Below are 24199 nucleotides of genomic sequence, written 5' to 3'. Positions count from 1 at the left end.
CCTCGAGCCTTATTAAACATTAGTACTCCCTTTCCTAGCTTGGAGGAGGATGATAGCTTGAGCCAGATCCCCGCCAGTTTCCCTTAGGGCACTCCTGGCCTCATCCATCGAGACTCCCGCTTGTTCTGCCACCAGCTTCACGTCCTCTTCCGAGAACTCCAGGATCACTTGCTCCTCTCGAGGCTTTTCCACCTCGCGTCCCGCTACCTGGTACATTCGTTCACCCTGCACTTCGATAAGCGTCACCGTAGGGTCTTCGATTACGATTTCCTTGTCGGTTAGGACGAAGATGACCCTCTCGCAAGCTAGCTGGTTAACTTTCATCCCCAGTTTTCTCATCATACGTTCGAGCTCCCTCGGCGATACTCTCCGCAACTCTCTTCACCCCCTCCTCGATGAGAGTCTTCAGATTAATTATGTTTTCCTCAGCTATGTGGCAACTGATCAGCCCCCCAAGATCGATTGCACGAGCGACGCGATCAAGCAGCAGGGAATCGCTGGTAGCCACTACGTATTCATCGCTACAGGAGATGAGGAAACTGTCGGCTTTGCTGCTCGTGATCGACGAGCCCTTCAGATTAAAGTTCCTCATTAGTTCCTGAGTTAACCGAGATAGTTCACCACTTCTGCTGACTTGGGCGTCGAACACGATGAACACTTCGTGGGCTCCCAACCTCGCGATGTAGTGTAGCACGATAGAGAGCGCGGATGCGAGTAGAGGACTCACTCTCACTTTTCTAACGGTGGCAGAGAGATCCCTGACAAAACCGTCCGTAGCTAGGATCAAGCTATCGCCTACGAGCGCGGATTGAACTGTGGAGAGAACGTTGAAACCGTCGATGGCTAGGCTTGAGGGGTTCTGAAGAAGCTTTGAAGCCCGTTCGCGAGATGTGCTTCTGTCAAAAACCCCGCGGTAGAGAGTGAGCCTCTCTAGCCTGCTTAAGTTCCACCGCGCGGTTACCATGTTTAGTGCAGCATCCCGGTTGTACCCTCTTTCGAGGAGATAAAGGAAATCAACACCGGCTTCTAAAAGCCTTCTCGTTAAGTGAATTCTAATGGGGCTGGGCTTTGAGTAGTAGCGCATCTCTCAAAGCTGAGCAAAACGCTAGCGGCTCCTCCACCTTGCCTGACACCAGATCGGGTGCTCCACCTCCCCTCCCATTCACCCTGCGGAGGAGTTCCTCATTCAGTTTTCTGGCGTCTAAACCTTCTCCCACTAACTCATCGCTGACCTTTATAGCGTAGCTGCCTTTCCTGTTGACAACTCCCACGACGGCACGTTTTAGGTTCTTGGCGACTCGGAGCGCGAACTCTTTTACGTCATTCTCTTCCACTAGGATGGCAACGAAATTGAAGCCCGCTATCTGCTCCGCCTGCGACGCGATTCTTGCCGCTTCAGCGTCTAGAAGCCTACCCTTTAGCTCCTTGAGCTCTTTAGCCAGCGCGTCGCGCTCCTTCAAAAGCTCACTCACCGAGTCTACAACCCTGCTCTGCTCAGTTCCCAGAATATCAGCGATCTTGCTTAAGCTTTCTTCGAGCTGTTGAGCGTACTCAACCGCTGCGCTACCCACTTTGAAGATGAGACGTGATACCCCATCCTGGATCCTCTCCGCCTTAATGATCTTTATGAATCCGACTTCCCCTGTGCTCGAGCAATGAACCCCTCCGCAGGCCTCTACGTCCCAACCCTCGATCTCAACGATCCTTAGCCTAGCGCCCGGTACCACACCACCTTGGTAGAGGGTGAAGCCGTACTTCATCTCTGCCTTAGAGCGGTCCTCGAAGAACGCTCGCACAGGCCTGTTCTCCATAACTACTAGATTCGCTAGGCGTTCGATCTGCTTCAATTCCTCCGGTGTAATCTTCTTGTGGTGGGTTATATCCAACCTGCTCTGCTCTATACCTTTTTGTGCGCCTGCCTGCCAGACGTGTTTTCCGAGAACCCTTCTAGCAGCACCCAGGACTATATGCGTGGCAGTATGGTTGCGCATGAGCGCAAACCTCCTCTCAGCGTTGACTAGGCCCTTCACCTTAGCACCGGTCGGGGGTACTGGCCCCTCGCATTCGTGAATCACAATGCCTCTCACGTCAAGCACTCTAACGACATGGCACATGCCATCCTCCCAGCTTAAAATCCCAAGGTCGTGAGGCTGCCCCCCACCCTCCGGGTAGAAGGCCGTTCGATCTAAAATGACCCTATTACCCTCAGATCGCAGCACAATAGCGTCGAACTGTAGCATTCGGGGATCAATGTAATAGAGCTTCTCGGTCGGCTTGAGCCCCTCGATCAATTTATCTAGCTCCACTCCTACTCGCTCCTCCAGCCGCTTCGCCTCCTGGTGCTTCGATACTAGCGTGAGGTAGAAGTCGACTGGCACGTTGACCACCAAGCCGTGCGTCGAGAGCTCCTCCGCAACAATTTCCGGGGGTAGGCCGTGGGACTCGTACAGCTCGGCGAGCAGATTCGCTGGAAGTTCGCTGCGACCCTTAGCTTTCAATTCCCTGGCAAGCCTGGCCAGCGTTCGTTTGCCTTGCTGAAGAGTTTCTAAGAATCTTTTCTCCTCATAGCTCACGATATCAATGATTTCATCTTCGATCTCGCGGTATTCAGGAAAGTCTAAACTCCAGTGTCTAATCTGTCGCGCTACAATCTCGGCGAGAGGCTTTTCGATCCTTAATTTCCATAAATGCCGAAGCGCTCTACGTATCAGCAGTCTTGCCAGGTAGCCGGCGCCAACGTTTGAGGGTACTACACCGTCACCGATCATCCAGAGGATCGTGCGGGTGTGATCAACCAGGGCGAAGAGATCGTGGTACGGGCTTATCGCGCCTTTGAGCTCCTCCAGGCTTACCTCGAGGCTTTCTGCGATCTGTTCTAACTGACGCTGAGCCTCTAAAGGTCTTTTAAAGTCCAACTTACCGGACTTCCTAGCAACCGCTAGAGCAATCTTCGGGTCTAGGGGCTTAAGGCCCGCCTCCCTCATCAATTGATCTATGATGCTCGGGAATACCGCGTCGTAAACCGTTGGTGTTCCCTTTAGGAGCCAGAGAAGGCGCTCCAGGCCGTAGCCGGTATCTACGATCCTGTTCGGCATGGGTACGAACTTCTCTCCTACAACGCGGTAGTGCATGAAGACTAGTGTTGCAACTTCCAACCCTTTGACTAGCACCTCGTAGTCTTCACCGGCGTTACCCCCACCGCTCCACCAATCGAACTTGAACGATATTTGCTCGGGCGGTATCTTGAATACCTCGGTCAAGACCCTGAACGCGTAGCGGACAGTTTCGTCGGCCCAGTATACAGTTTTATCGCCTATGTTAAACGCGTGATGGGCCATCATCTCGAACCCTGTCAAGTGACGACCGCTTCTACCGACGTTTTCAAGGTCCGTCAACCTTATACTGGGTTGCGATATTACGAGCGGATTAGCTGGTGGTTCTACGATCCCCTCGGTTACCCACGGTTGAAAGTCGTAGATCGAAGCTCCGACCAAGTACACATCGTCTCTCCATCTCGCTACCACAGGATATCGACTAATCCGAGCGTGCCCCTCCTTCTCGAAGAAGGTTAGAAAAGCTTCTCTAACGTTTCTGGGCTCATTGAACAATGAGACAAGACCTTCGCCGACGAACTCGTAATCGGTGCACGGCTGATCCCCGCAGACATCTTGCTCAGGATTTAGTGTCCAGAAACTTTTCCCGCATAACTTACACTTCTTCAGAAGAAAGCCGTTCTCCTTGAAGAATGGCAGATGCAGGAACTCTTCCTCTCCCATGCTGCTCAGGGTTGTAGCTTGAACAAAAATAACCTTTTGCTTGCTTACGCGAAATTGGGGTTCTGCTGCTTAAGGAGGTTGTAAAGGGCTGAAGCCTGCAGATAAGCCTTGGATAAACTGCGCTCGATCACTCCTGGCAGCGGAAGCGCTTGCGCTACCGCTAATGCGTCAGCCTGTGCAACAGCCCTTGAAATCAACACGTGGATGACTTCTGGGAGAGGCAAGTAGGCGTTGATGGCTAGGTTGATCGCCTCCTGTTGAGCTTCAGCAAGCAATTTGGAGTAGTACTCCGGTTCAAACGATACCTCGCCGGGCTCGACTATGCGCCCATCGATGCTGATCATTTTTATCGGGATGGTTATCTCGATTGGTTTGATGTTGAGTTTGCCTAGTAGCTCAGCTAGCTCCGGGGTGATGATATCACCCTTCCTAGCGACAATGGTGTCGGAGACTACCCAAATTGTTCCTTCCATAACTCTGATCGGAATCTTGAGCTTGCCAAAGAGGCTCATTGAAGGGCCTGGTGCTATTCCCGTATTTCCTGAGGGCACGACGATATCGCTTGTGGCTATATCGTTAGGCATGGCTTTACGCGTCATTTTATACTCCTTAAGCAGGAAGAGTGCGAGAGAGAAGGGGTTTTCGTTGGTGAAAATCACGGCGTTCTGACCAGTTAATTTGGTAACTAGCTTATCGGGTGTTCCTCTTCTAAGATTCTGCAAAGCTTTCAGGAAAACTTTGTTCTTAATTACCTTTAAGACAGCCCCGCGCTCCATGAGTTTGCGGCGTAGCATGTGCAGCGCTGATGCGGGGATTCCCGTCACATCTATTACGAGGTAGAAGTTATACTTTGAAAGGAGCTCAGAGTAGTTCTGTAACTTCGCAACCTTACTGGGCGGACTAGCCCTTACCCTTAAACTGGTTAGCGCTCTCATACTACCGCCACCTCAACAGGGGGGCCCATAGTTAACTTCAAGTAGACCTTCTCGATGTTATAAGGTTTGAATCTGCTCAGTAAAAAGGTCAGCACAGCAGCAGCATTTTCTGCTACTTCCTTAGGGCTCTGAATCTCGCTACCTATCCTACACGCGATTTGGGGTTGATCTCTCAGTTTAATTCGCACCGACTTCTTCGCTCGATCAATAGCAGCTGCTAGATCGGTGCCGGGTAGGATTGGCTGCGGCATCTTTGCTCGCGGACCAAGGTAGCGTCCCAAGAGTCTACCTACCAGCGGCATTAAGTCAGCTTGCGCCAAGAATACGTCATACTTTTTAGCGAGCTTCTTAGCCTCCTTTTTGCTCGCGGCAATCTTCTCAAGATCCGCTCTAGAGAGTACGATGTCGGCGCCCGCTTCTTTGGCCCTGAGCATTAGATCCCCCTCCGCGATCACCGCGACCGTGGACAGCTTATTGGGCGGTGGATGCGGGAGGGTGATCAGTTCGACAAACCTGTTCTCGCTCTGCTTCACATCGACGTCTCGAAGCTTCACTATTATTTCGTAGCTCTGCACAAACCTGCGCGGCTTTGCCTTAGATTTTGCTTCTTCAACCGATTTTACCAACGCATCGATTTTCACGCTCACCGCATCCCACCTCCAAGCTCGAATTTCCTCAGTATCTCGTCGTATACCCCTCTCTCGAGCTCCTTTAACACCTCCTTAGGTGTTTTACCTTCGATCTTGACCCCCATGCTCTGACATGTCCCTATTACGCACTTAACGGCCGCTTTCAGAGTTTTAGCACCGATATCGGACCTCTTCATCATCGCTATCTTCACTACCGATTCAAAGGAAAGGTTACCTATGTATTCGCGTGCCGGTTGCCCGGACCCCTTCTCCGCCTTCAACTCCTTTATTATCAGTGCGGCAGTGGTGGGAGTTCCAACTGAAACATCAAAGCTCTTCTTCTCAACATCGACTCGTACTGTAACTGGTACTCTCATTCCACTGAAGTCTTTAGTCAGCTCGTTGATCCTCCTGACAACCTCTAAGACGTTGATTCCAAGAGGCCCGAGCGCTGGGCCTATCGGTGGACCTGCAGTAGCCTTTCCACCTTCAACCAGGAACTGGAATGTCTTCGTCGATGCAGACACCTCGTGACACCTCGCCGTGAGCTGGCTTAAAAGCCGTTTAAAAACCTACTTTAAGGGTAGGAACATCGAAGACCGTGTTGCTTTAAGGCCGGGTTCTCCATGTTCAACCTTTTTACACGTTGGAGCAAACTCCCCCAGATAGTGCCCGATCATCTCCGGCCTGATCTCTACCGGTACAAACTCCTTCCCGTTGTAGACGTGCAGCGTCAGGCCAACCATCTCGGGGAGCACTATCATGTCCCTTAGATGGGTCTTTATCACTGGTTGCTTCTTGACCTTCCCTTCCTCCATCATCTGCTTAACCCTCCTTATCTTCTCCAGCAGTTTCCTATGCTCCTTCCCTAAGCCCCGGCGAAGCGTTCTCCGTTGCCTCGCTGGGAGTACTTCCGCCAGTCTGTCGAGAGGCATTGCGGCCAATTGTTCGAGCGTGTACCCCCTGTAGAGGAACCCTCCCGATGAGCTCATTTAACCTCGGGGGGCTACAACTTCAAGTAATAAAAGCATCGCGATGCGATAAGTTACTTGGAGGATTGAGTACCACCTCTCTTCCGCCCCGTCCTCCTCGGAGCAATATGCCCCACCTTCTGCCCAGGTGGCGCTGTTCTTGGAACCGGCGTGAGACCCTTGGGGTGATGGCCTCCGCCTGCGGGGTGCGCGTACGCACCCATCGCTTTACCTCTGACTCTCGGATACTTGAATGATTTAGCTTTCGACAAGTGATACATTTTCCCAGCCTTTAGCATGGGCTTCTCAACTCTACCGCCTCCGGCGACGATGCCGATCGTTGCTCTGCATTGAGAACTAACCTCTTTGACCTTACCTGATGGTAGTTGCAGGAGGGTCTTTCCATCCCTGTGTGCCAGAACTACAGCATAAGTGCCGGATGAGCGCGCAAGCTTACCTCCATCACCAGGCCTTATCTCAACATTGCAAACTAGGGTCCCTTCCGGAATACTAGCAAGCGGAAGGATGTTACCTAAGCTAATCGGGGCTTTCGCCCCATAGTATATCTTTTGCCCCACGGATAGCCCTTCGGGAGCTACCATCAGCATTTCAACACCATCCTCGAACTTCACTCGGGCTAGGGGGCACCCCCTCCCCGGATCGTGAAGCAGCTCCGTCACTACCCCAGTTATGACCGTGTTGGAGATAGACTCCGGATCGTACACCCTGTACTCAGCCGGCCCTTCATGCTTCCAACCCGGATTCCTAAACACACTACTTCCACGACCCCTTCGTTGAACGAGCAAACGCTTGCCCATACTAGATCACCTTAGAGCACACCCAGCCTACTGAGCACATCCATTGCGTTGTACCCCTCTGCGAGCTTTACATATGCTTTTTTCTCGCCTGTTGGAGTAATGAGAGTGTTTACCTTCGCCACCTTCACGCCGTACATTTTCTCAACAGCCTTCTTTATCTGAGGTTTCGAAGCGGTCCTGAGGACGATAAAGGTCATTACGTTGTGGCGCTCCGCTAGCATCAGAGATTTCTCTGTCACGTGCAATCTAACTATAACGCCATCGGGTTCCATACGGTTACACCCTTGAAGCGTTCAGCAAGAATTTTAAGTGATGAAAGCGTGTAAAGAGTTAACCTCCCCGGGTGTCCACCGGGAGCCAGCTGAGCTACGTTGACTAGCCTGGCCGTTGCGACCTCTACTCCAGGGAGGTTCCGCGCAGCCCATACTATACCATCGTTCTCAGCCACAATAATCAACAGGCTTTTAGGCACTTTATAACGCCTCCCCCTCATCTTACCCTTTCCAGCCCTAATCCTTGTCCCATCTGCCGCTCTTTCAACATCGTCCCATAGACCTAGAGCTTCCAGCACCTTTCTTAAATCGCTAGTCCGTGTTAAACGTTGGAAATCATCGACCACGACTGGGGGGATTTGCTTTACACGATCCACGCGATGACCCCTGGCCCGCACGAACTCTAAGTTCGCCGTGGCCGCGAGAGCTGAAACGGTCGCTAACCTCTTTTCCTTCTCGTTTATAAACTCACGAATCTTCTTTTCCACCCTGGGTGGATGAGCCCTCCTACCTTTTACAGCCTGTGGGACTCTAGCTGCTCTGCTACTGCCCTTCACCCTGGGAACCCTAGCTACGCCGTGACCAACACCCCAGCTCTCCGCTGTAGTCCTTAAGCCAGCTAAGGGGTCAGTGCCTTTCGGCTGCAGCTTTGATGTCATTAGTGCTAGCACGGCTCTCCTGATGAGATCGACTCTTACAGGGGTGTCAAAAACTGCTGGGAGCTCTATGCTTCCCACGATGTTGCCCTCCAAGTCGAAAACGTTGACTAACCTAGCCACTACCCTCACCTCCTAAGGGTTGCGTACTTACATAGACCAGTTTCGGCGGCTCCCTCTTCTCCCTTCTAGGCCTCACAGCGAACCTCAGTTTTACAAGCCTCTTGGGCGGACCCGGTATAGTCCCCTCCACTATCAGGTATGTGCTCCTGACAAGCCCGTAATGAGGCCATCCGCCAACTGGATTGATATTTTCGGTTTGAGGATCAGCAATCTTCAGTATACGCTTGTTGTACTCTGTTCTTTGATGAAAACCTAGCTGGCCGGCAAACGGCGTTGTAAACATTATAGCTGGAGCTTGAGGACCCACTGTACCAATCCTCCTGCTACCCTTCCTATGCTTATGCCAACGGGGGAGGATTTTCACTCCGAACCTCTTAACAACCCCCCCGAAACCTTTACCCTTCGTTACTGCCAGCACGTCAACGTACTGTCCTGGCTCAAACACCTCTGTAACGTTCACTTCCTTCCCCAGTACGCTCAGCGCGTACTCCAGCGCTTCGTTAGGTTTTCCGCCTACTTTGATTTCGAAAACCTCTGGCTTTTTCTTACCAAGTCCAGATTTCTTCGGCTGTGTAGCAACTATCACTCTCACCTCAGCGATCTTGCTCTTCATTTCTACGAGCTTCTTCATCTGCTCATCAAAGGAGTCCTTCTTGGGGATCGTAAAGACTCGCTCTAGAGTTTTAGGGATACTTTTAGCCCAGACCTCAGCAATACTCTTAAGCCCGTAGGGCGTTCGCTCGTAGGCTCTGACTGCTAACACGATTAATGGTGGAGCTTCGATCACCGTGGCAACTTTTGCGACTTCTTGTCCGTAAAGAGGACTATTGGGGTTATCCTCAATTTTCACTACGTGTAAGGTGCCCACCTTGTAGCCAGCAAAGCCCAGAAGCTTGGCCTTTCCGACATCAACCCACGTTCTTACACGAGCCACTATACTGCGAGCTCTCTTCCGCGGGTAGTAAGCCATGCTCCCTCGTCGTGGTTTATGATCCTTAACCACTCTAACCCCCCTAGTTGCAGCTGCACGCGCAGTCGCCTAAGAGATTTTTAAACCTACCGTGAACCCTTCGGCGGCTCAGTCAAGCAAAAAGTCGAGGATAGCTAGGGTGATCGGTATCGCCTCCTCCGTTCTTATAGTGAATGTGCCCTGATTAGGCACAAGGTTGACGATAAAGTCAAATGATTCTTTGGGATCCCAACCCTCTTCAAGAGCTATATCGAGCAGCCCCCGCTCCCTTTCACCAAAGAACACAGCAATTCCACCCTTACGCTTAGCTTCCCTTACCAGTTCTTCCGCAACATTTCTCACAGGATCGCCTAATCTCGACGTTGCCACTTTCACATAACCCTCGCACGCTAACACCGCTGCACGCAGATTGGGTGCTGTAGATACTTCGTACCCCCAATAGAAAGGCACTTCCTGCCTATGAACCAGCCGGGGTTCATCATCGATTATTACCGTTACTCTCTCGCGAGGTCTCGCTCTCCCCCGCACCAATACCGGTTCCTTCAAACCTACATCTACCAACACAGCATCCGTAAACGTTCTTAGAACAACCCCCTCCCTATACTCGCATACAAAGCCGCGGCCCTTAGGTGATGGGGGGTGGTGAGGGCTCTGGAGTGGGGGGATGACACCACAGTACCTCAACGTGCTCTTCAGCGGTATCAGCTTTTGCCTCAAGTAGGGTGGAGTTTCAGCGTATCTCAGGACATCTACCACGAACTCGTTGTCAACTCCGAACACCAATACTTCCTCCACCCGGAAAATTGAAAGATAGCGGGCAATTAGACCTAATCGTAGCGTGGCCAGCTTACGATCTTCACCCACGAAAAGCGATGAAGGGATGGCGACTCTACGTTTCACTGCCGGGCTGGGAGGCGGCCTTCTCGTTACACCCCCCTCTACTCTTGTAAACGACACCGAGTCTGGTCTCAAAGAGGGGACGTCTTAAACTCTGCCACTGTTCGGTACCAGAGCCGAAGGAATGCTTGAAGAGAGATTATATTTTTACTTAGGTTCGCTGAAAGGCATTGAGCCCCATGCGTCACTGTGCGCCTTCACTTCTGCTTCTTCTCCTTCTCCCTAGCGCTGCTTCTTGAGCTTTGAGACTCGGTCTCCTTCTTTTCCACATCGAAGAATATGGATGTCCTCTGCCTTCCTCCCATGCCCGCTCGCGGAAGCGAAGACCGGGTACCCCAATTTATGTTTTGCGACCGTTGTATCTACTCTACGGCTACCCAGTAAGCTACTTTACCTCGCTTAACCTCTCTCACCTTACCTTCTTTTAAGAGTAGCCTCAGTACGTAGAACGCTTGAGAGTGCGTAAGCCCCAGCTCTCTGACGAGGGTTGAAGTGGGGGTTTCTCCATGGGTTTTTAAGAATTCTATGACCTTATGCTTCCGATCAGCAACCTGTGCTGTAGATCGCCTCGGCATTGCAAGAACCTTCTCTGTAACACGTTAAAAACTATTTCCTAACACCCACCACTATCTGATGGTAGAACGATTATCTAACGCTTTAAGGGCTGAATGGTTAATTGAGTTAAAACTGGTCCCAAGCTCACGGGCTAGTGCTTTCCTCTGCGGGTTGTAACCTTGACTCTACAGACTGCTACCTTGCACCTAGTAGCTTGCTTAGGGTTGGGTGCATCTCCAGCAGCTGCTCCCTTGTTAGTAGTTGCTGGTACTGGAGGATGATTCCCACCGCGAGCAGTAAACCTATCCCCGTACCAATCGTACCTAGAATGTCGCTTATGACTGCTAATGCTCCTACAATGGCTCCACTGAGGATCGTGAGAGCCCAGATGTAAGGGCTTAGAAGATGCTCGAGAACTTTAGCCGAAGATCTAAACCCTGGGACATGTAGCTCGGCTTTAGCGAACTCCTCCGCTTGACCTTTAGGATCCATTCCAGTTGCTGCAACCCATACGAGAGAGAAGGCCACCGAAAGCCCGATCAACATGGTGGCGTATACAGCCACGTGGATTGGGTCGTTTATCACGGACATTAAACCCCGCGGCGCAGTCATGTAGTAGATCAACGATGGTTTTAGTGGCTGCATGGTCGTAGCATTGTACATCACGAACCAGTTCAGCCATGGGTTTGAGTTATCCGGGTTAAAGCGAGTCCATGCAGCTCTGCCTATGATGAGGATGTTGGCCATAAGAGCAGAAACGAGAATTATCGGAAGGTTGGAAACGTAGAGGAACTTCAAGGGTATTCGCGCCCTGATACCTCCGTATCGGGGGGCCGAGATAGGTATCTCCACCCTCATGCTCTCAAGGTAGGTAAGTGCGAGCACGAAGCCGACCATTGATATCAGGCCGATCAAGTCTGGGAAGCCGCTCCTACGAAAGCACACCTCATGCAGCAACGTAGAATTCCCAGTAGTCGCATACACGATGCTTGCGTGGATAAGTGAGGGGATGAAGCCCACGTATAAGCCATCCTTCATTGGACCAACGGGAGAGAAAATCTCCCAGAATACCTGCTGAGCCACTCCGGCCAGTATGAAGAGGCTAACCGCGCTACCGATGCCCCAACCCTTCTCAAGCATGTCATCCATGAGCAGAATCAACACGCTAACAGCCATCAATTGGCCTAGAACCACCATCTGAGCTGCAGGGGAGAGGGGTCCGTAAACCCCTCCCCATATGAAGGCTAAAGCCTCCGCCAAGGCGAAGAGGATTGTAAGAAGCTTCTGAACGCCAGCGAAGATCCTCCTACCCTCCCTTGTCGTAAGATCTAGCTCAATTATCCCGCTGCCCACGAGCAACTGCCAAACTATACCGGCTGTCACGAGGGGGCCGATGCCCAGCTCCAGAAGCGTACCACGTCTAGAGGCCATGATGATTTGAACGAGCCACATCGGTTGATACCCCTGTTCCGTCCAGTGTATTCCGTAAAGAGGCACTTGGCCTAGCGCTAAGTAGAGCAGTAGGACAAGAGCTGTCCAGAACATTCTTTCGCCTAGCCTAAGCCTCCTGGGCGGCTTGGGGACCTCAGGTATAATCTTGAATAACGCTAGCAACGTCCCCGTCACGCTCAAAGGGCTTCACCCTTCTTCGTTAGGAAGGAGCCTCCGGCAGCTTTAAGCTTGCGAATCGCACCTTCGGTGGCTTCAATCCCCACTACCACCAGCTTTCTGGTCACCCTACCGCGACCACCCAACTTGTTGTAGCCTAGCTGCGTTATGTCGATGTGTACAGTATCGCCTTCCACCCGGGCCACCCCCCGCTTGATCAGCTCCTCCACTCTCTCATCAAGCTCGCCCACATTTAACACTCTTTTCTCAGGAATTAGTGAAGGATGACGAGTGAAGCCGTGTTTCCCGTACCAGTCTCGGGCGTACACCATTACCCAACTCCACTTGTGCTTATGGTATCCTACCCTGCCTCGTCCACCTTTCCTACCGCTTCTTCTGTGCTGGGCTACTCTTCCCCAGCCGCAAGTTCTTGATCCACGGTAGTACCTGGATTTCTTCTCCCTCCGCACCACCACTTACGATGCCACCGACAGCCTGTTAATTACGTTATTATAAAAATGACGTGCAAGCCGATGGCCGCAGAGTTTTTAATAGATCGCGCGAACGGTGAGGCAGGGATGAGGCAGCTCGCATCTGATCCATGATGTAAACCTTCGATTGCTGAAACGAGCCCGTAGCGAAGAACTTAATTATGCGGGTTCGCCAGGTTCTGCGAGGGGGTTGAAATTGGGCGAAAGCGAGTACATTCAGTGCGTATGTGGAAGGGTTATAAAGGATCCATCGGAGTATAAGGTCGTATACATAAAGAAAGAAAACAGAGAACTCGACATCCTCTGCCCTAATGACACGTGCTACCTGAGAGAGCTAGGATTTATTCAGTTTACCTTAGAGGATGATAAGCCTAAGATACAGAAAGCTACTTTCTATTCACCCTTCGTTACATGGAACGTCGCTAGGATGGGTAAGGAAAGAGCGAACGATCTACTACGACAGCATCTTCAAACCCTAATAAAAAGACACATCGATTGGCGCAAAATCGTTGAAGAAACGAAGAAGCAGATAGAGAGGGAAAAGGCAGCAGCTGCTGCAGCTGCTAGCAGTCCTCCACCGGAAGCGTAAGTTAGGCTTTTTACGTCCGTTCATAGGGTAAGTTTTTAAGCTGAATCCCCGCGGAGGCGCAACTATGGGCAGCAAAGCTGTATCGAGTCAACCGCGCAAGGTGAGAAAACGGCAATTGTACAGGGCACCGCTTCACATCAAATCCAAGCAGCTCGTAGCCCCCCTATCGGAGGAGCTCAGAAAGGAATACGGTGTTAAAAGAGTACGGGTTCGAACTGGCGATACTGTGCTTATCGTTAGGGGCAGCTTCAGGGGGCACGAAGGTAAAGTTGTTAAAGTTCTCGTAAAGAAAGGAAGAATCTTCGTAGAAGGCGCAACGCGTGTACGATCGGATGGCAGAGAGATCTACGTCCCTATTCACCCCTCAAAGGTTGTCGTAACCAAGCTTGATCTCTCAGACGAGTCTAGAAAGAAAGTTCTGCAAAGGAAAAGCGGTAAGATAGAGGAGGTGACCGCTAAATGAGTGAAAGTAAGGGTTCCCTAAGGCATTTACGCCGCAGTACAGCTCCCCGCCACTGGCCCATCACCCGGAAAGGGTTCGTATGGGCTATTAAGCCCTCACCTGGGCCCCACCCAGCCTCCCTTTCCATTCCCATCTCAGTGATCCTACGCGACGTTCTCGGTTACGCATACACGCTTAGGGAGGCGCGACGAATACTCTCTGAGAGAAAGGTATACGTAGATTGGAAAGTAGTCACCGACTACAAGTACCCCGTCGGCGTCATGGACGTTATTTACCTCAAGGGGGTTGAGGAGTACTACAGGGTTCTCCCACACCCCTCAAAATTCTTCATGCTTCACTCGATAAGTGAGCGAGAGAGCGAGATCAAGCTATTGAGAGTCAAGAGGAAGACTACGGTGAAGGGCGGCAACATCCAGTTGACCTTCCACGACGGTAGAACGTATCTTTTATCGAAGGATAGGGAGGCGGACCTTTACAAAACTGTAAGAACGTTAGATACCATTGTTTTCAACCTAAAATCGAAAAGCATCATGCAGCACATACCTATCAGTGAAGGTTTCATTGCTTATGTAATAAACGGTAGGAACGTCGGTTTTGTTGGTCGCATAGAGACAATTCAGCAGACGGCGTTTAAGCGGGCACGAGCGTTAGCCGAACTACGCAGCCTTGACGGCAACGATGTCATTAGAACAATCCTCGACTATGTTTTCACGATTGGCGCAGAAAAACCAGTCATCTCGCTACCAACTTCTGAGGAGATAAACGCGTGGGAAGAGAGATTAAGCCAAAGAGAGCAGCTATAGCGGTTAACGAAACCTAGAAAGGAAAGGGAAAACGAGATCCCTTAAAGGGTATCAGCGAGTCAAGGAGACCCTCGTAGCCTTGAAAAACAATTTCTCATGACATGTGCCAAACGCCACCAAACACTTTTAAAATGCTCCAGTTGCAACCGCTAGCCGTGCCTGAAGTGCCGTACTTGGAGAGCGACCACCCCATGAGGAAGGTGTTCATAGGCAAAGTAGTGGTTCACATCGCTGTGGGCGAATCGGGTGTGCGGCTGGCAAACGCGGGGAAGATTCTTGAAATGCTGACTGGTCAGAAACCCACATTTAGACCGGCTCGCAAAACGATAAAGGAGTTCGGCATCAAACGGGGTGAGAACATAGCGTGCATGGTTACGCTTAGGGGAGTAAAAGCCTACGAGTTCCTCAAGCGTGCCTTAGCAGCAGTCAACTATACGATCAAGGAATCGAGCATCGACGAGCATGGAAACTTCTCTTTCGGCATCAGGGAGCATATTCAAATCCCGGGTGTCAAATACGATCCCGCTGTCGGAATTTTCGGCATGGATGTCATTGTAGCTCTAGAGAGGCCCGGTTACCGTGTATCGCGAAGACGACGTAAAAAATCGAGAGTAGGGAAGAACCATTACGTCACAAAGAGGGAGGCCATAGAGTTCATAACCAAGGTTCTCGGTGCCAAGGTGGTTTAATATGGCTAAGCTTCGGCCTCCAAGAAAGAGGAAGTTTGGTAAAGGATCGATGAGGTGCAGGCGCTGCGGCACTCACGAAGCAATCATAAGGAAGTACGATCTTTACCTTTGCAGAAGATGTTTCAGAGAGGTTGCTCAAGAACTCGGTTTTAAAAAGTTCAGCTAGGTGTTAACCATGGTCGTCGTAGACGTCCTCGCAAACGCGATGACAACGATAAAGAACAATGAAGCTCGTGGTAAAAGTGAGTGCATAATCTACCCAAGCTCAAAACTGACGATTGCCGTGCTGAGCGTGATGAAGCAGTACGGTTACATTGGCGACTTCGAATACATAGAGGATGGAAGAGGAGGGAAAATACGGGTAACCCTCATAGGTAGAATCAACGACTGTGGCGTTGTTAAACCGCGTTTTCCGGCTAAAAAGACCGATTTCACTAAATGGCGTGAAAAGCTCCTGCCCTCGAGAGATGCTGGAATACTGATACTATCGACCTCACAAGGCGTAATGAGCGACAGAGACGCAGAAGCGAAAGGTTTAGGAGGGATTCTTTTGGCCTACGTGTACTGAAGCACGGGGGTGCCAATGATGCCTGGGAAACTTAACCGTCTTCTCAAATTGCGCCAAGAGATGAATCGACGACGACCACGGTTTGTCAGGATGAACAGTTGGATGCTAAAACGGCTTGATGACTCATGGCGTAGCCCACGCCACAGCTTGGATAACAAAATCCGTTTAGAGCGTAAAGGCTTTCCCCCGCGTGTGAAGATCGGGTACAGGGGTCCAAGCGAGGTTAGAGGGCTGCATCCGAGCGGCTTAACTGAAGTTTTGGTATCTACACCCTCCCAGCTAAAGGAGCTAAATCCACATCTGCACATCGTCAGGATAGCATCATCAGTGGGTAAGAAAAAGAGGGCAGAAATCATCAGACTCGCACAAGAGAAAGGCTTGAAGATTGCTAACCCGTAATTTGCGCGCAGTAGCGAAGGGATTGCATTTTTAAACGTTTGGCGGAGGGCATGTGGTGAAAGCCGATGAGCACTGCAGCAACCCGAACAGTAAAAAGATTAGCGGCTAGCATATTGAAGGTAGGCGTATCTAGGATTCGCATAAAGCCAGATGCGCTTGATAAAGTGGAGACCGCAATCACGAGGGAGGATGTAAAGCGTCTAATTAAGGATGGGGTGATCTACAAGATTCCTCCTTCAACACCGAGCAGAGGTAGATGGAGGAAGGTTCACGCTCAACGTAAGAAGGGAAGGGGCAGGGGTCCAGGCAGTAAAAAAGGTCCACGCATAGATGAAAAGAGAGTTTGGATATCAAGGGTACGCGCTCAGAGAAGGTTCCTCAAACTGCTTAAGGAGAGGGGATTGATCGACTCGTCAACGTATAGGCGCCTCAGATCTTTAGTGAAGGGTGGAACCTTCTCCAGCGTACGCCATTTAAAGACCTACCTGAAGGAGCAGGGGATATTAACAAAGAGCTGATGGGAGCGCGGTATGGCTAGAAGTGGTAGATATAAAGTTCCTTTCAGGAGACGGCGTGAGGGTGTAACCAACTACTACAAGCGAAGACGGCTAATACTGTCTGGGAAGCCAAGGTTAGTTGTAAGAAGGACTAACAGGTACATTATAGCGCAGATAGTGAAAGCAGAACCCCACGGCGATGTAACGCTTGTGTCAGCTCACTCAGGAGAGCTCAAGAAATACGGATGGAAGGGAGGTACTAAGAACACGCCCTCGGCGTACCTGCTTGGGCTTTTGATCGGCTTTAAAGCCCTTAGAGCTGGCATCACTGAGGCAATCCTGGACATAGGTTTGCACCGCACCGTACCCGGCTCGCGCGTCTTTACCGTGGCAAAAGGGGCGGTTGATGCTGGCTTAAGCATCCCGATCGGGGATGAGGTCTTACCTAGCGATGAGCGCGTGCGGGGTGAGCACATAGCCAATTATGCTTCCACACTCTCAGAGAAGAGCCATATTTTCTCTAGGTACATTGAAAGAGGATTGAACCCCTCGGATCTCCCGAAGCATTTCGATGAAGTTAAAGAAGCTATCAAGGCAGCTTGGTCGATGGTAACAACCCCCTCAAAGTAGCTCTGCAGATCATATCATACGTTTTATTAACTCGTTGATTGCGGAACCTCTATATCCCAGCTCGCCGCCCTCGCTTACATGTTTCTTCAAGCTACCCTTAAAGCCTCCCTTGGGAGGGTGAAGCCGAAAGACTGGCTTTAAATCCGGTATTTCGTTTATCTCAACCCTTCCCTCAAGCAACGCATCAGCTAGCTCCTCGATGCTGCCGAAACCTGCACTTTTCAGATACTCGTCAGTCAGAGCCTTGTTACCGCGAAGCCTAGCTCTCTTTTTCAACAGCTCGACCAGAGTATCCTTCTCGATCTCTCCATAAGTAACGGCGTACTCGATTTTCTTCAACATCCCTCTTACGCTAGGCGTATCACGCAGAAGCACACAATGGTGTACTCTGTGGAGCCTGAGAAGCTCTAGAGTTTTACGCTCGTCTGGGTTTCTGTCAGGGATCCCCCTAACTCTGACTACAGCTATCAAGGCCATAGTTATCACACGTTTAAAGCGTATGTTTGCTTGAGAGCCTCGAAAACTGCCTTGGCCATGTTATGGGTGGTTCGTGTTTCCCCCTTGGTGCGAGTCCAAACATCCTGTATCCCGGCTAACCTGAGGACTATCTTTGCGCTTTCCGCAGCTACTAGACCCACGCCCTTGGGGGCGGGAAGTAGTACCACCTCAACGCTTCCACTCTTCCCCCTAACCTTTACGGGGACGCTGTGAGCCTCACCGCACAGGCAGTACCAGCTGCCGCAACCTCTTCTGACGGGAATTATGTTCAGCTTTGCCCGTATGATGGCCTTCTCAATCGCTAGCCGTATCTGGCGCGATTTCCCCATCCCCAATCCCACATAACCGTCCTCGTTCCCCACGACCACTGTAGCTTGGAATTGGCTTACCTCGCCCGCGTCCGTTTGTCGTTGCACCAGATTTATTGATGCTATTTCGTGCTTAAGCCCTGGGAGCAGCGCATCAACGATCTCCACTTCTCTAATCGGCAGGTTCATCTCGAAGAGCTGGTCTATGCTCGTTATCTTACCCTCTTTCACCAGCACTCCGGCTACCGTACGGGGGGTCCATTCCTGGAGCGAGGACACACCCATGGCTGCAGCAACGACTTTTTAAAGCTTTGTGGAACGATGCCAAAGATGCCGTTCGCTACGGTGCGCGCAGGGTAGATGGAGGATGGTTAAAGAAGTTCTGGAGGCTCTTCAACAGCTAGACCAGCGAGACCTCAGGGTTCTCAACGCAGTTGAACGAGGCATGGCTAAGTTCCAATACGTTCCCCTCGAAGAAATAAGCAGATTCACGGGCTTGGACCTGGACGAAACGCTAATCGTTACTAAGAAGCTGAATGCCTTAGGTCTTCTGCGGAGATGGATTGGCAGCTACACCGGTTACGTGCTAACTACAAGAGGCTACGATTGCCTTGCACTGGACGCTCTAGCAAAAAGGGGGACTCTGAAGAGCATCTCGGCTTCACCCATTGGGCGGGGGAAAGAAGCCGATGTTTACCAGGGTATCACAACAGCCGGTCGACCAGTTGCCGTCAAATTCCACCGTGTTGGAAGGACCTCGTTTAGAGGGACGAGACGTTACAGGACATACGTCGGTGATCGACATCACATCTCGTGGTTGTACCAATCTAGACTTGCGGCCAAGAATGAGTTCGAAGCCTTAAAGATACTTTACGAAGCTGGAGTTTCTGTCCCCGAACCGATAGATTGGAACAGGCACATAGTGGTGTGCGAGTATATAGAGGGTGTTGAACTCAGTGAAGTACCACCGCTACCCGACCCCAAGAAATTTCTGGAGGAACTGCTCAGCCAAATCGAGAAAGCATACTCAGCAGGAATAATTCATGCGGATTTGAGCGAATACAACATCATAGTTTCGCATAGAGGTCCCGTAATTTTCGATTGGCCACAGTGGGTTTCAAGAAATCATCCCTCAGCGCATTACTATTTGAGAAGAGATCTAGAAAATTTACTAAAGTTTTTTAAAAGAAAGTATGACATATCATATAACTTAGAAGAATTTTTACAAAAATTAAATTGAAAAAGTTAAAATAGATTAAAATCGCCGTCATTTTGCGTAGGAGTCTCACCCCGCTGCTCGTTTTTGCTCATGCCGTAAAGATGCTAAGGAAAGTTCATTCAAAAAGGCTTAAAACCATGAGGGGTGTAGTCTCACATTATCGAGGGGGTCAAGCCTGTTTAGGAAGATAATCGGTATTGACTTGCTACCGGGCGAATCCCCCGCAGCTCTGCATGAGCCTTTTGTAGCGTATGTTCTGCTCTACGATGGTAACGTTAAAGAGAGAGGTGTCGCTAAACTGCGCGAGATTTTCGCTCTTATCGAAAGGGAGCGCGTAGAGGCGATAGCTGTCGACAATGTTTACGAGCTCGCACCTTCCATCAGCGAGCTCCAGAGCATGATGGGTTCGTTAACGCACTCGCCACGACTTGTGCAAGTGACGATGATAGGTGAGCGCGCTTACCCGCTAGCATCAATTGCTGCTTCTCTTGGATTAGCTGGCAACAAACTAAGCCCGCAGCAGGCTGCGGAGGTGGCAGCGAGGCTGTGTTACATGGGGATTGGCTCAGAGCTCCAGTTGTTCGAAAGCGATGAAACACGCGTCGTTATCTCCAAGGGGCGAACCCCAGTCCAGGGCGGGATGAGCGTTGAACGATACAAGAGAAGCATTGAGAGTAGACTCCTAAAGAAAACTAGGGAGGTGCAAGAATTGTTAAGGGAGAGAGGTCTCGATTATGATCTTTTCATCACCAGAACTGCTTACGGCGTAGAAAGGAGCGTGTTTGTTATTTACGCACCGCGGGAACGGATATATGGAATTGTGAGGCCAGTCAAAGATCACGATATCCAGGTTGTAATCGAGCCGGTTGCGCGGCGCGACCCGTTTTTTGTGCCTCTGACAAGCCATGCTCAACGCCAACGGAAATCATCTGAGTACCTGATAGTGGGGGTTGATCCCGGGGTTTCAACTGGCGTCGCAGCCCTAACCCTTGACGGAAGGTTAAAGCTCCTGATTTCTGGTAAAGAGCTCAGTAGAGGACAGGTAGCTAGGACATTGCTTGAAGTTGGAACGCCGCTTGTCATCTGCACGGATGTTTCGCCGCCCCCCGGCTACGTGAAAAAGTTGGCAGCAATGCTCAGCGCGGTTCTCATCTATCCACCGCGCCCGCTATCGATAGAAGATAAGCGGAATCTGGTGAGCGAATTCGCGACCTCCGTAGAACATTGCGTAAAAGTGAGGGACTCGCACCAGCGGGACGCGCTCGCCGCAGCCCTATTTGCTATGCGACACTTCAAACCGAAGTTTTCAGAAGCCAGGGAAAAAGTGGAAAGGTTAGGATTGAGCATCCCGCTGGATGAAGTATTTGCTCTTGTTGTAAAAGGGGTCCCGATCTGGGATGCTATTAGGCAGGTTTCAAAGGAGTATTTGGTTCCCACCCAAAGGCCATCACTACCGGTTACTCCGCAGGCTGCTACCCAACCTGTTGAATTAACGCGAGAAAAAGTCGATGAGCTGTACAAAAGGGTGCGCGAGCTTGAGGAGGAAAAGAAAATGATTCTCAACAGGCTAAAGGAGCTAGAAACGCAGCTGGAAAGACTCCTGCAGATTCAAAGTTTTGAGGTTAGAAGGGATAGGGAAGTTGAAGCTTTAAGGAGCAGATTGGAAAATCTTCTAAGGGACTATAACCTGATTCAGCAGCAAGTGGAAGACCTGAAAAAGGAGAAAGAAACCCTTCAAACGTTTCTAATGAAAGCTGCAGTAGGCGAAATCGTGCTAGCGCCAAGGTTCAGTAGCCCCCACACGATGTTGGAGCACGCAATCACGGGTGGGGTTGTAGTGTTTGGCGCGATATCTCCTTCAGACCTCCCACTCGTGAGAGAAAAAGTAAGGAAGCTCGCTCTCAGAGCCGTGATATCCGAACAACGCCTACCCGAACAATTGATCGAAACCCTTGCCTGCGATGGCGTTGTTGCCTTCTCGCGCGATGAGGTTAAACCCCTTGCTGTAATTGGTGATGTTTACGTACTCGATAAGAAGTACCTGGAGGATCAGATTGAATGCAAACTTAAAAGCTTAGATAATAGGACTAGAAGATTGATGAAGGATTTAGTAAAAAATATTATTGAAAGTTATAAGATTGAAAGAACTAAAGCTTTGATTCAAACTGAAAAAAGTTAGCAAAAAGTTAGCTTTGCACTAAAATGGAACTAACTTACCTTCTATGAAATCGTAAAGTAACTTATTCACCCTATTCAGTTCTTCTCTAGCAATTCCTTCAGCTTCTCTTTTAACTGCTTTGAAGTCCTCTTCCCTCTCGACAACGATGCCTAGGTACGTTATCAGAGGATCGTTTATAGGTCTACCTATCTGGCTCAAAAGCTTTACATACGCCTCATCAGCATCAGTCTCCTCCACGATTCTTCGGGCTATAATTTGAGCTAGAACGTTATACAACTTCCCCACATGGTTAATGGGGTTCTTTCCCGCTGCTGCCTCCATTGACATTGGACGCATCGGTGTGATAAGTCCATTTGCCCTGTTGCCACGGCCAGTAGCACCATCGTCACCGTGCTCGGCTGAGGTACCTGTTACCACGAGGTAATACCCACTCTCATCTTCCGCGCTTGGATCATCTCCCGTGTTAATGTAAACCCTAACCTCCTTGCTTGTGATCTTAGCAGCGAGATCCTCGATTCTACGTTTAACCTCCTCCTTGGCACTTAGATACTCATACCTGTTCGCGATGTGGCGTGAGACGAAGGCTACGGCCACAGTTAGATCTATTCGAGTACCGACCCGGACCGCCATCACCTTCACGTCTTCTCCCACCATCGGTAGTTCGCTCTTCACTTTGAGCGAGTTGAGGAAGCGTTCAACCTCTAGGACAAGCCTTTCTGTTTCGCTTAACGGGGCGAAACCTACGCCCAATGAGGTATCGTTGGCGCCAGGGTACTCTTTCCGTCGCTTGAATATGGACACTAAGTCAGCTGACCCCTTTCCAACTTTGTAGTCAATGATTACATGCTCGTCGGGGTTCAAGTAGCGAAAGTTGCTTTTCAGCCACGTTCTCGAAGCGTTTAGTAGTATCGGCCCTATAGGTACGATTTCTACTGCACCACTTTCTGTTTTTACCTCAGTAGTAGCGCGCCCCGCGATCGTTACGTAAATCGGTGCTAAAACTTCGCCCCCGCCGAATTTCGGCCTCGCTTGCCCTCCCACTACTAGAACCTTGTCTACGTTGTGGTGCAGCACCTCGCCAAACCTTCTGAGATACTCCTTGCACAACGCGACACTAGCGGCTTCGGCAATCGCATCAGCGATGTAGTCAGGGTGGCCCAGACCTTTTCTTTCAACAAACTCTATATTCCTCTTTTCCATTGGAAGACCTTCGAATCGCTCGACTACGATGTTCTCCAATGCCATCGCTCGGCCCTCGATCAAACCTTATTTAAAGTGAATTGTCCTATGAATTTACGCATTTATCGATAGCTTAAAGGGTGATGCCAACCTCTCGCGTGAAGATGTACACGACGTTGCTTCCGCGTATGAAGATTCTTCCATACTTCACGAGCGGAGTTCCATCCTCGTTCACTTGCATCGCTTCACCCAGTATGATGTTCATTGATCGGTCAAAATCCTCTATCACACCCTTGTATTCGCTACTGTCCTTAAGCTTGACGTAAACCTCAGTGTTGCGCTCCTTCAGCCTCTCTAATAGATCCAGGGGGGACTTCGCGCTCATGCCTAGCACCGGGGCGATTGTGCGCTCCAAACAGCCTTTTTAAACTTTTGAGTGCGTTGCAGCTATATGATGAAGGGGGAGGACAGACCCCTAGTATGCGAGGGCTGCGGACGCGCGAAACCGCTCGCAAAAATCGCAGGAAAATACTACTGCTACGAATGCGGGCGCAGAATCGTACAGGAACACATACAGGAGCAGCTGAAGGAGCTGGAAAGGAAAGGCATCATTCGATTCGATGTTAAGCCAAAAGGGTGATTAATCCCCGCCCTTATGCCTTGTTGCTTCGTGACGCTTCTTCAGTTCTCTCTCGCGCTGTTTACGCGCCCACTTGTAGTTGTGCGTATAGCGGTATTTGGTGCTGAGTAACCCGCGCACCTTCCTGCCAGCCATTGTCTTTCCCTTAAAAACGCGCCCCCTGTCAGGCTTGACAGTAACAACCTTCGGGAGCTTAACAGTGGTTAGCTGTACCTCGCCTGAGGCTAGTGCTTTTAACCAGCTGGCTAACCTCTGGACGTTTTCCTCATGCAGGGATTTCCTACGCTTATCAACGTAGATACCGAGCAGTCGCGCCTCATGCACAGTGAGGCCGACAGCTTTAACCTCTGCTTCAGAGTAGCCCTTACCCACTCGTTCTCTTCTCGGTGGGACACCCCCGTGTTGCCTGAGCAGTGGGGCTTTGACTATCGGCGGAGGAGGTCCTTGCGCACTACTCACGAAGCCCCTTTGGCAGTGCGCCTTTTAACACTTTTCGCCTCTATCGCCTTTAGCGCTATCGAACGGGCACGGAGAGCTAGCAAGCCTCCAACAATAAGCCCCGTGAAGAGGCCGAGAACGCCCGTTACGAGCAAAAGTCTCTGCGCCGACTCCAACGAGCGCTCAGATAGCGCGCTTCGGCTTGCTAGAAGCAGAGCGAGGGATAGCGTACATGCTACAAAATAGGCTATTAGGGGCCAGAGGAGCATGTAGATACTTTCACCGATAATTCTGGGAAGCAGCCATAGCATTAGGGGCGGAATCAGGGCATTAATTACGAACAGTGGAGTAGCCCTTCGAAGCGTTTGTTCAGCCGACCTTAGTATCTGGGTGCTCCGC

The 24199-nt window shown here is 50.7% G+C and carries 32 protein-coding genes; 12 read left to right on the top strand and 20 right to left on the bottom strand.

Annotated elements, in window-relative coordinates:
• Positions 1–12 precede the first annotated feature (12 nt).
• The 15 genes from QXF46_00640 to QXF46_00570 form a co-directional block, all read right to left on the bottom strand.
• Positions 13–324: a nascent polypeptide-associated complex protein gene (locus tag QXF46_00640; GenBank protein ID MEM0225375.1), complete on the bottom strand. Its 312-nt coding sequence runs from the start codon at positions 322–324 to the stop codon at positions 13–15.
• Positions 314–1084, bottom strand: a complete 771-nt coding sequence (locus QXF46_00635) for a DUF434 domain-containing protein (GenBank protein MEM0225374.1) — start codon at positions 1082–1084, stop codon at positions 314–316. Before QXF46_00635 ends, QXF46_00640 begins: the two co-directional genes overlap by 11 nt.
• On the bottom strand, positions 1053–3776 hold the full coding sequence (alaS, locus tag QXF46_00630; protein MEM0225373.1) for an alanine--tRNA ligase: 2724 nt from the start codon (positions 3774–3776) through the stop codon (positions 1053–1055). Before alaS ends, QXF46_00635 begins: the two co-directional genes overlap by 32 nt.
• A 44-nt stretch (positions 3777–3820) precedes the next feature.
• Positions 3821–4711 carry a 50S ribosomal protein L10 gene (rplJ, locus tag QXF46_00625; protein MEM0225372.1) on the bottom strand — a complete coding sequence of 297 codons (891 nt, stop codon included), beginning with the start codon at positions 4709–4711 and terminating at the stop codon, positions 3821–3823.
• Positions 4708–5358: a 50S ribosomal protein L1 gene (locus tag QXF46_00620; protein MEM0225371.1), complete on the bottom strand. Its 651-nt coding sequence runs from the start codon at positions 5356–5358 to the stop codon at positions 4708–4710. Before QXF46_00620 ends, rplJ begins: the two co-directional genes overlap by 4 nt.
• A complete protein-coding gene (locus QXF46_00615; GenBank protein ID MEM0225370.1) occupies positions 5355–5867 on the bottom strand; it encodes a 50S ribosomal protein L11 in 513 nt (170 codons plus the stop codon). Before QXF46_00615 ends, QXF46_00620 begins: the two co-directional genes overlap by 4 nt.
• Before the next feature lie 45 nt (positions 5868–5912).
• Complete coding sequence (locus QXF46_00610) at positions 5913–6332, bottom strand: 30S ribosomal protein S19 (GenBank protein MEM0225369.1); 420 nt, start codon at positions 6330–6332, stop codon at positions 5913–5915.
• A 53-nt stretch (positions 6333–6385) separates the two neighbouring features.
• The gene (locus tag QXF46_00605; GenBank protein MEM0225368.1) at positions 6386–7129 is read right to left on the bottom strand and encodes a 50S ribosomal protein L2; all 744 of its coding nucleotides are present in this window, start codon (positions 7127–7129) and stop codon (positions 6386–6388) included.
• Between the two features lie 11 nt (positions 7130–7140).
• The gene (locus QXF46_00600) at positions 7141–7401 is read right to left on the bottom strand and encodes a 50S ribosomal protein L23 (protein ID MEM0225367.1); all 261 of its coding nucleotides are present in this window, start codon (positions 7399–7401) and stop codon (positions 7141–7143) included.
• A complete protein-coding gene (gene rpl4p, locus QXF46_00595) occupies positions 7380–8180 on the bottom strand; it encodes a 50S ribosomal protein L4 (GenBank protein MEM0225366.1) in 801 nt (266 codons plus the stop codon). The genes QXF46_00600 and rpl4p overlap by 22 nt, the downstream gene beginning before the upstream one ends.
• A complete protein-coding gene (locus tag QXF46_00590; GenBank protein MEM0225365.1) occupies positions 8173–9183 on the bottom strand; it encodes a 50S ribosomal protein L3 in 1011 nt (336 codons plus the stop codon). The genes rpl4p and QXF46_00590 overlap by 8 nt, the downstream gene beginning before the upstream one ends.
• Before the next feature lie 75 nt (positions 9184–9258).
• Positions 9259–10107, bottom strand: coding sequence for an RNA methyltransferase (locus QXF46_00585; protein MEM0225364.1), 849 nt, complete (start codon positions 10105–10107; stop codon positions 9259–9261).
• A gap of 302 nt (positions 10108–10409) precedes the next feature.
• Positions 10410–10622 carry a FaeA/PapI family transcriptional regulator gene (locus tag QXF46_00580; protein ID MEM0225363.1) on the bottom strand — a complete coding sequence of 71 codons (213 nt, stop codon included), beginning with the start codon at positions 10620–10622 and terminating at the stop codon, positions 10410–10412.
• 175 nt (positions 10623–10797) lie between these two features.
• A complete protein-coding gene (gene secY / locus QXF46_00575) occupies positions 10798–12228 on the bottom strand; it encodes a preprotein translocase subunit SecY (protein MEM0225362.1) in 1431 nt (476 codons plus the stop codon).
• 2 nt (positions 12229–12230) lie between these two features.
• Complete coding sequence (locus QXF46_00570) at positions 12231–12680, bottom strand: uL15 family ribosomal protein (protein ID MEM0225361.1); 450 nt, start codon at positions 12678–12680, stop codon at positions 12231–12233.
• Positions 12681–12897: 217 nt separating this feature from the next.
• Between QXF46_00570 and QXF46_00565 the strand changes: the two genes are divergently transcribed.
• From QXF46_00565 to QXF46_00525, 9 genes are all read left to right on the top strand, one after another.
• Positions 12898–13290 (top strand): hypothetical protein, encoded by a 393-nt coding sequence (locus QXF46_00565; GenBank protein MEM0225360.1) that lies wholly within the window; start codon positions 12898–12900, stop codon positions 13288–13290.
• Positions 13291–13354: 64 nt separating this feature from the next.
• Entirely contained in the window at positions 13355–13753 is a 399-nt protein-coding gene (rplX, locus tag QXF46_00560) for a 50S ribosomal protein L24 (GenBank protein MEM0225359.1), read from the top strand.
• Complete coding sequence (locus QXF46_00555; protein MEM0225358.1) at positions 13750–14556, top strand: 30S ribosomal protein S4e; 807 nt, start codon at positions 13750–13752, stop codon at positions 14554–14556. Before rplX ends, QXF46_00555 begins: the two co-directional genes overlap by 4 nt.
• A 155-nt stretch (positions 14557–14711) precedes the next feature.
• The gene (locus tag QXF46_00550; GenBank protein MEM0225357.1) at positions 14712–15245 is read left to right on the top strand and encodes a 50S ribosomal protein L5; all 534 of its coding nucleotides are present in this window, start codon (positions 14712–14714) and stop codon (positions 15243–15245) included.
• Between the two features lies 1 nt (position 15246).
• Entirely contained in the window at positions 15247–15411 is a 165-nt protein-coding gene (locus QXF46_00545; GenBank protein ID MEM0225356.1) for a 30S ribosomal protein S14, read from the top strand.
• A gap of 9 nt (positions 15412–15420) precedes the next feature.
• A complete protein-coding gene (locus tag QXF46_00540; protein MEM0225355.1) occupies positions 15421–15813 on the top strand; it encodes a 30S ribosomal protein S8 in 393 nt (130 codons plus the stop codon).
• 15 nt (positions 15814–15828) lie between these two features.
• On the top strand, positions 15829–16212 hold the full coding sequence (locus tag QXF46_00535) for a 50S ribosomal protein L32e (GenBank protein MEM0225354.1): 384 nt from the start codon (positions 15829–15831) through the stop codon (positions 16210–16212).
• A gap of 65 nt (positions 16213–16277) precedes the next feature.
• Positions 16278–16730: a 50S ribosomal protein L19e gene (locus QXF46_00530; protein MEM0225353.1), complete on the top strand. Its 453-nt coding sequence runs from the start codon at positions 16278–16280 to the stop codon at positions 16728–16730.
• Between the two features lie 12 nt (positions 16731–16742).
• Complete coding sequence (locus tag QXF46_00525) at positions 16743–17339, top strand: 50S ribosomal protein L18 (GenBank protein MEM0225352.1); 597 nt, start codon at positions 16743–16745, stop codon at positions 17337–17339.
• Between the two features lie 9 nt (positions 17340–17348).
• Here the strand turns inward: QXF46_00525 and QXF46_00520 are convergent, their stop codons facing one another.
• Positions 17349–17816: a 50S ribosomal protein L30 gene (locus QXF46_00520; GenBank protein ID MEM0225351.1), complete on the bottom strand. Its 468-nt coding sequence runs from the start codon at positions 17814–17816 to the stop codon at positions 17349–17351.
• Between the two features lie 5 nt (positions 17817–17821).
• The gene (locus tag QXF46_00515; GenBank protein MEM0225350.1) at positions 17822–18424 is read right to left on the bottom strand and encodes a 30S ribosomal protein S5; all 603 of its coding nucleotides are present in this window, start codon (positions 18422–18424) and stop codon (positions 17822–17824) included.
• Between the two features lie 88 nt (positions 18425–18512).
• Here QXF46_00515 and QXF46_00510 point away from each other — a divergent pair, with 88 nt between their 5' ends.
• Both QXF46_00510 and QXF46_00505 read left to right on the top strand, forming a co-directional pair.
• Complete coding sequence (locus tag QXF46_00510; GenBank protein ID MEM0225349.1) at positions 18513–19385, top strand: serine/threonine-protein kinase RIO2; 873 nt, start codon at positions 18513–18515, stop codon at positions 19383–19385.
• 511 nt (positions 19386–19896) lie between these two features.
• A complete protein-coding gene (locus QXF46_00505; protein ID MEM0225348.1) occupies positions 19897–21543 on the top strand; it encodes a DUF460 domain-containing protein in 1647 nt (548 codons plus the stop codon).
• Between the two features lie 18 nt (positions 21544–21561).
• Here the strand turns inward: QXF46_00505 and QXF46_00500 are convergent, their stop codons facing one another.
• Together QXF46_00500 and QXF46_00495 are read right to left on the bottom strand one after the other, a co-directional pair.
• A complete protein-coding gene (locus QXF46_00500; GenBank protein MEM0225347.1) occupies positions 21562–22788 on the bottom strand; it encodes a methionine adenosyltransferase in 1227 nt (408 codons plus the stop codon).
• 67 nt (positions 22789–22855) lie between these two features.
• The gene (locus tag QXF46_00495; protein MEM0225346.1) at positions 22856–23107 is read right to left on the bottom strand and encodes an LSM domain-containing protein; all 252 of its coding nucleotides are present in this window, start codon (positions 23105–23107) and stop codon (positions 22856–22858) included.
• 66 nt (positions 23108–23173) lie between these two features.
• On the opposite strand from QXF46_00495, the gene QXF46_00490 reads away from it, so the two are divergent.
• Entirely contained in the window at positions 23174–23362 is a 189-nt protein-coding gene (locus tag QXF46_00490; GenBank protein ID MEM0225345.1) for a hypothetical protein, read from the top strand.
• Here the strand turns inward: QXF46_00490 and QXF46_00485 are convergent, their stop codons facing one another.
• The gene (locus QXF46_00485; protein ID MEM0225344.1) at positions 23363–23821 is read right to left on the bottom strand and encodes a ribosomal protein L13e; all 459 of its coding nucleotides are present in this window, start codon (positions 23819–23821) and stop codon (positions 23363–23365) included.
• Positions 23822–24199: the final 378 nt, after the last annotated feature.

This window comes from Thermofilaceae archaeon (assembly GCA_038731975.1).
Lineage (GTDB): Archaea > Thermoproteota > Thermoprotei > Thermofilales > Thermofilaceae > JANXEW01.
Note: the sequence above shows the minus strand (reverse complement) of the source record. Positions and strands in the feature narration are given on the sequence as shown.

Coding starts and splice junctions, on each gene's coding strand:
- QXF46_00640 (MEM0225375.1), bottom strand. CDS start 324: ATGAAAGTTAACCAGCTAGCTTGCGAGAGGGTCATCTTCGTCCTAACC.
- QXF46_00635 (MEM0225374.1), bottom strand. CDS start 1,084: ATGCGCTACTACTCAAAGCCCAGCCCCATTAGAATTCACTTAACGAGA.
- alaS (MEM0225373.1), bottom strand. CDS start 3,776: ATGGGAGAGGAAGAGTTCCTGCATCTGCCATTCTTCAAGGAGAACGGC.
- rplJ (MEM0225372.1), bottom strand. CDS start 4,711: ATGAGAGCGCTAACCAGTTTAAGGGTAAGGGCTAGTCCGCCCAGTAAG.
- QXF46_00610 (MEM0225369.1), bottom strand. CDS start 6,332: ATGAGCTCATCGGGAGGGTTCCTCTACAGGGGGTACACGCTCGAACAA.
- QXF46_00605 (MEM0225368.1), bottom strand. CDS start 7,129: ATGGGCAAGCGTTTGCTCGTTCAACGAAGGGGTCGTGGAAGTAGTGTG.
- QXF46_00600 (MEM0225367.1), bottom strand. CDS start 7,401: ATGGAACCCGATGGCGTTATAGTTAGATTGCACGTGACAGAGAAATCT.
- QXF46_00580 (MEM0225363.1), bottom strand. CDS start 10,622: ATGCCGAGGCGATCTACAGCACAGGTTGCTGATCGGAAGCATAAGGTC.
- rplX (MEM0225359.1), top strand. CDS start 13,355: ATGGGCAGCAAAGCTGTATCGAGTCAACCGCGCAAGGTGAGAAAACGG.
- QXF46_00555 (MEM0225358.1), top strand. CDS start 13,750: ATGAGTGAAAGTAAGGGTTCCCTAAGGCATTTACGCCGCAGTACAGCT.
- QXF46_00545 (MEM0225356.1), top strand. CDS start 15,247: ATGGCTAAGCTTCGGCCTCCAAGAAAGAGGAAGTTTGGTAAAGGATCG.
- QXF46_00540 (MEM0225355.1), top strand. CDS start 15,421: ATGGTCGTCGTAGACGTCCTCGCAAACGCGATGACAACGATAAAGAAC.
- QXF46_00535 (MEM0225354.1), top strand. CDS start 15,829: ATGATGCCTGGGAAACTTAACCGTCTTCTCAAATTGCGCCAAGAGATG.
- QXF46_00530 (MEM0225353.1), top strand. CDS start 16,278: ATGAGCACTGCAGCAACCCGAACAGTAAAAAGATTAGCGGCTAGCATA.
- QXF46_00525 (MEM0225352.1), top strand. CDS start 16,743: ATGGCTAGAAGTGGTAGATATAAAGTTCCTTTCAGGAGACGGCGTGAG.
- QXF46_00520 (MEM0225351.1), bottom strand. CDS start 17,816: ATGGCCTTGATAGCTGTAGTCAGAGTTAGGGGGATCCCTGACAGAAAC.
- QXF46_00510 (MEM0225349.1), top strand. CDS start 18,513: ATGGTTAAAGAAGTTCTGGAGGCTCTTCAACAGCTAGACCAGCGAGAC.
- QXF46_00500 (MEM0225347.1), bottom strand. CDS start 22,788: ATGGCATTGGAGAACATCGTAGTCGAGCGATTCGAAGGTCTTCCAATG.
- QXF46_00495 (MEM0225346.1), bottom strand. CDS start 23,107: ATGAGCGCGAAGTCCCCCCTGGATCTATTAGAGAGGCTGAAGGAGCGC.
- QXF46_00490 (MEM0225345.1), top strand. CDS start 23,174: ATGATGAAGGGGGAGGACAGACCCCTAGTATGCGAGGGCTGCGGACGC.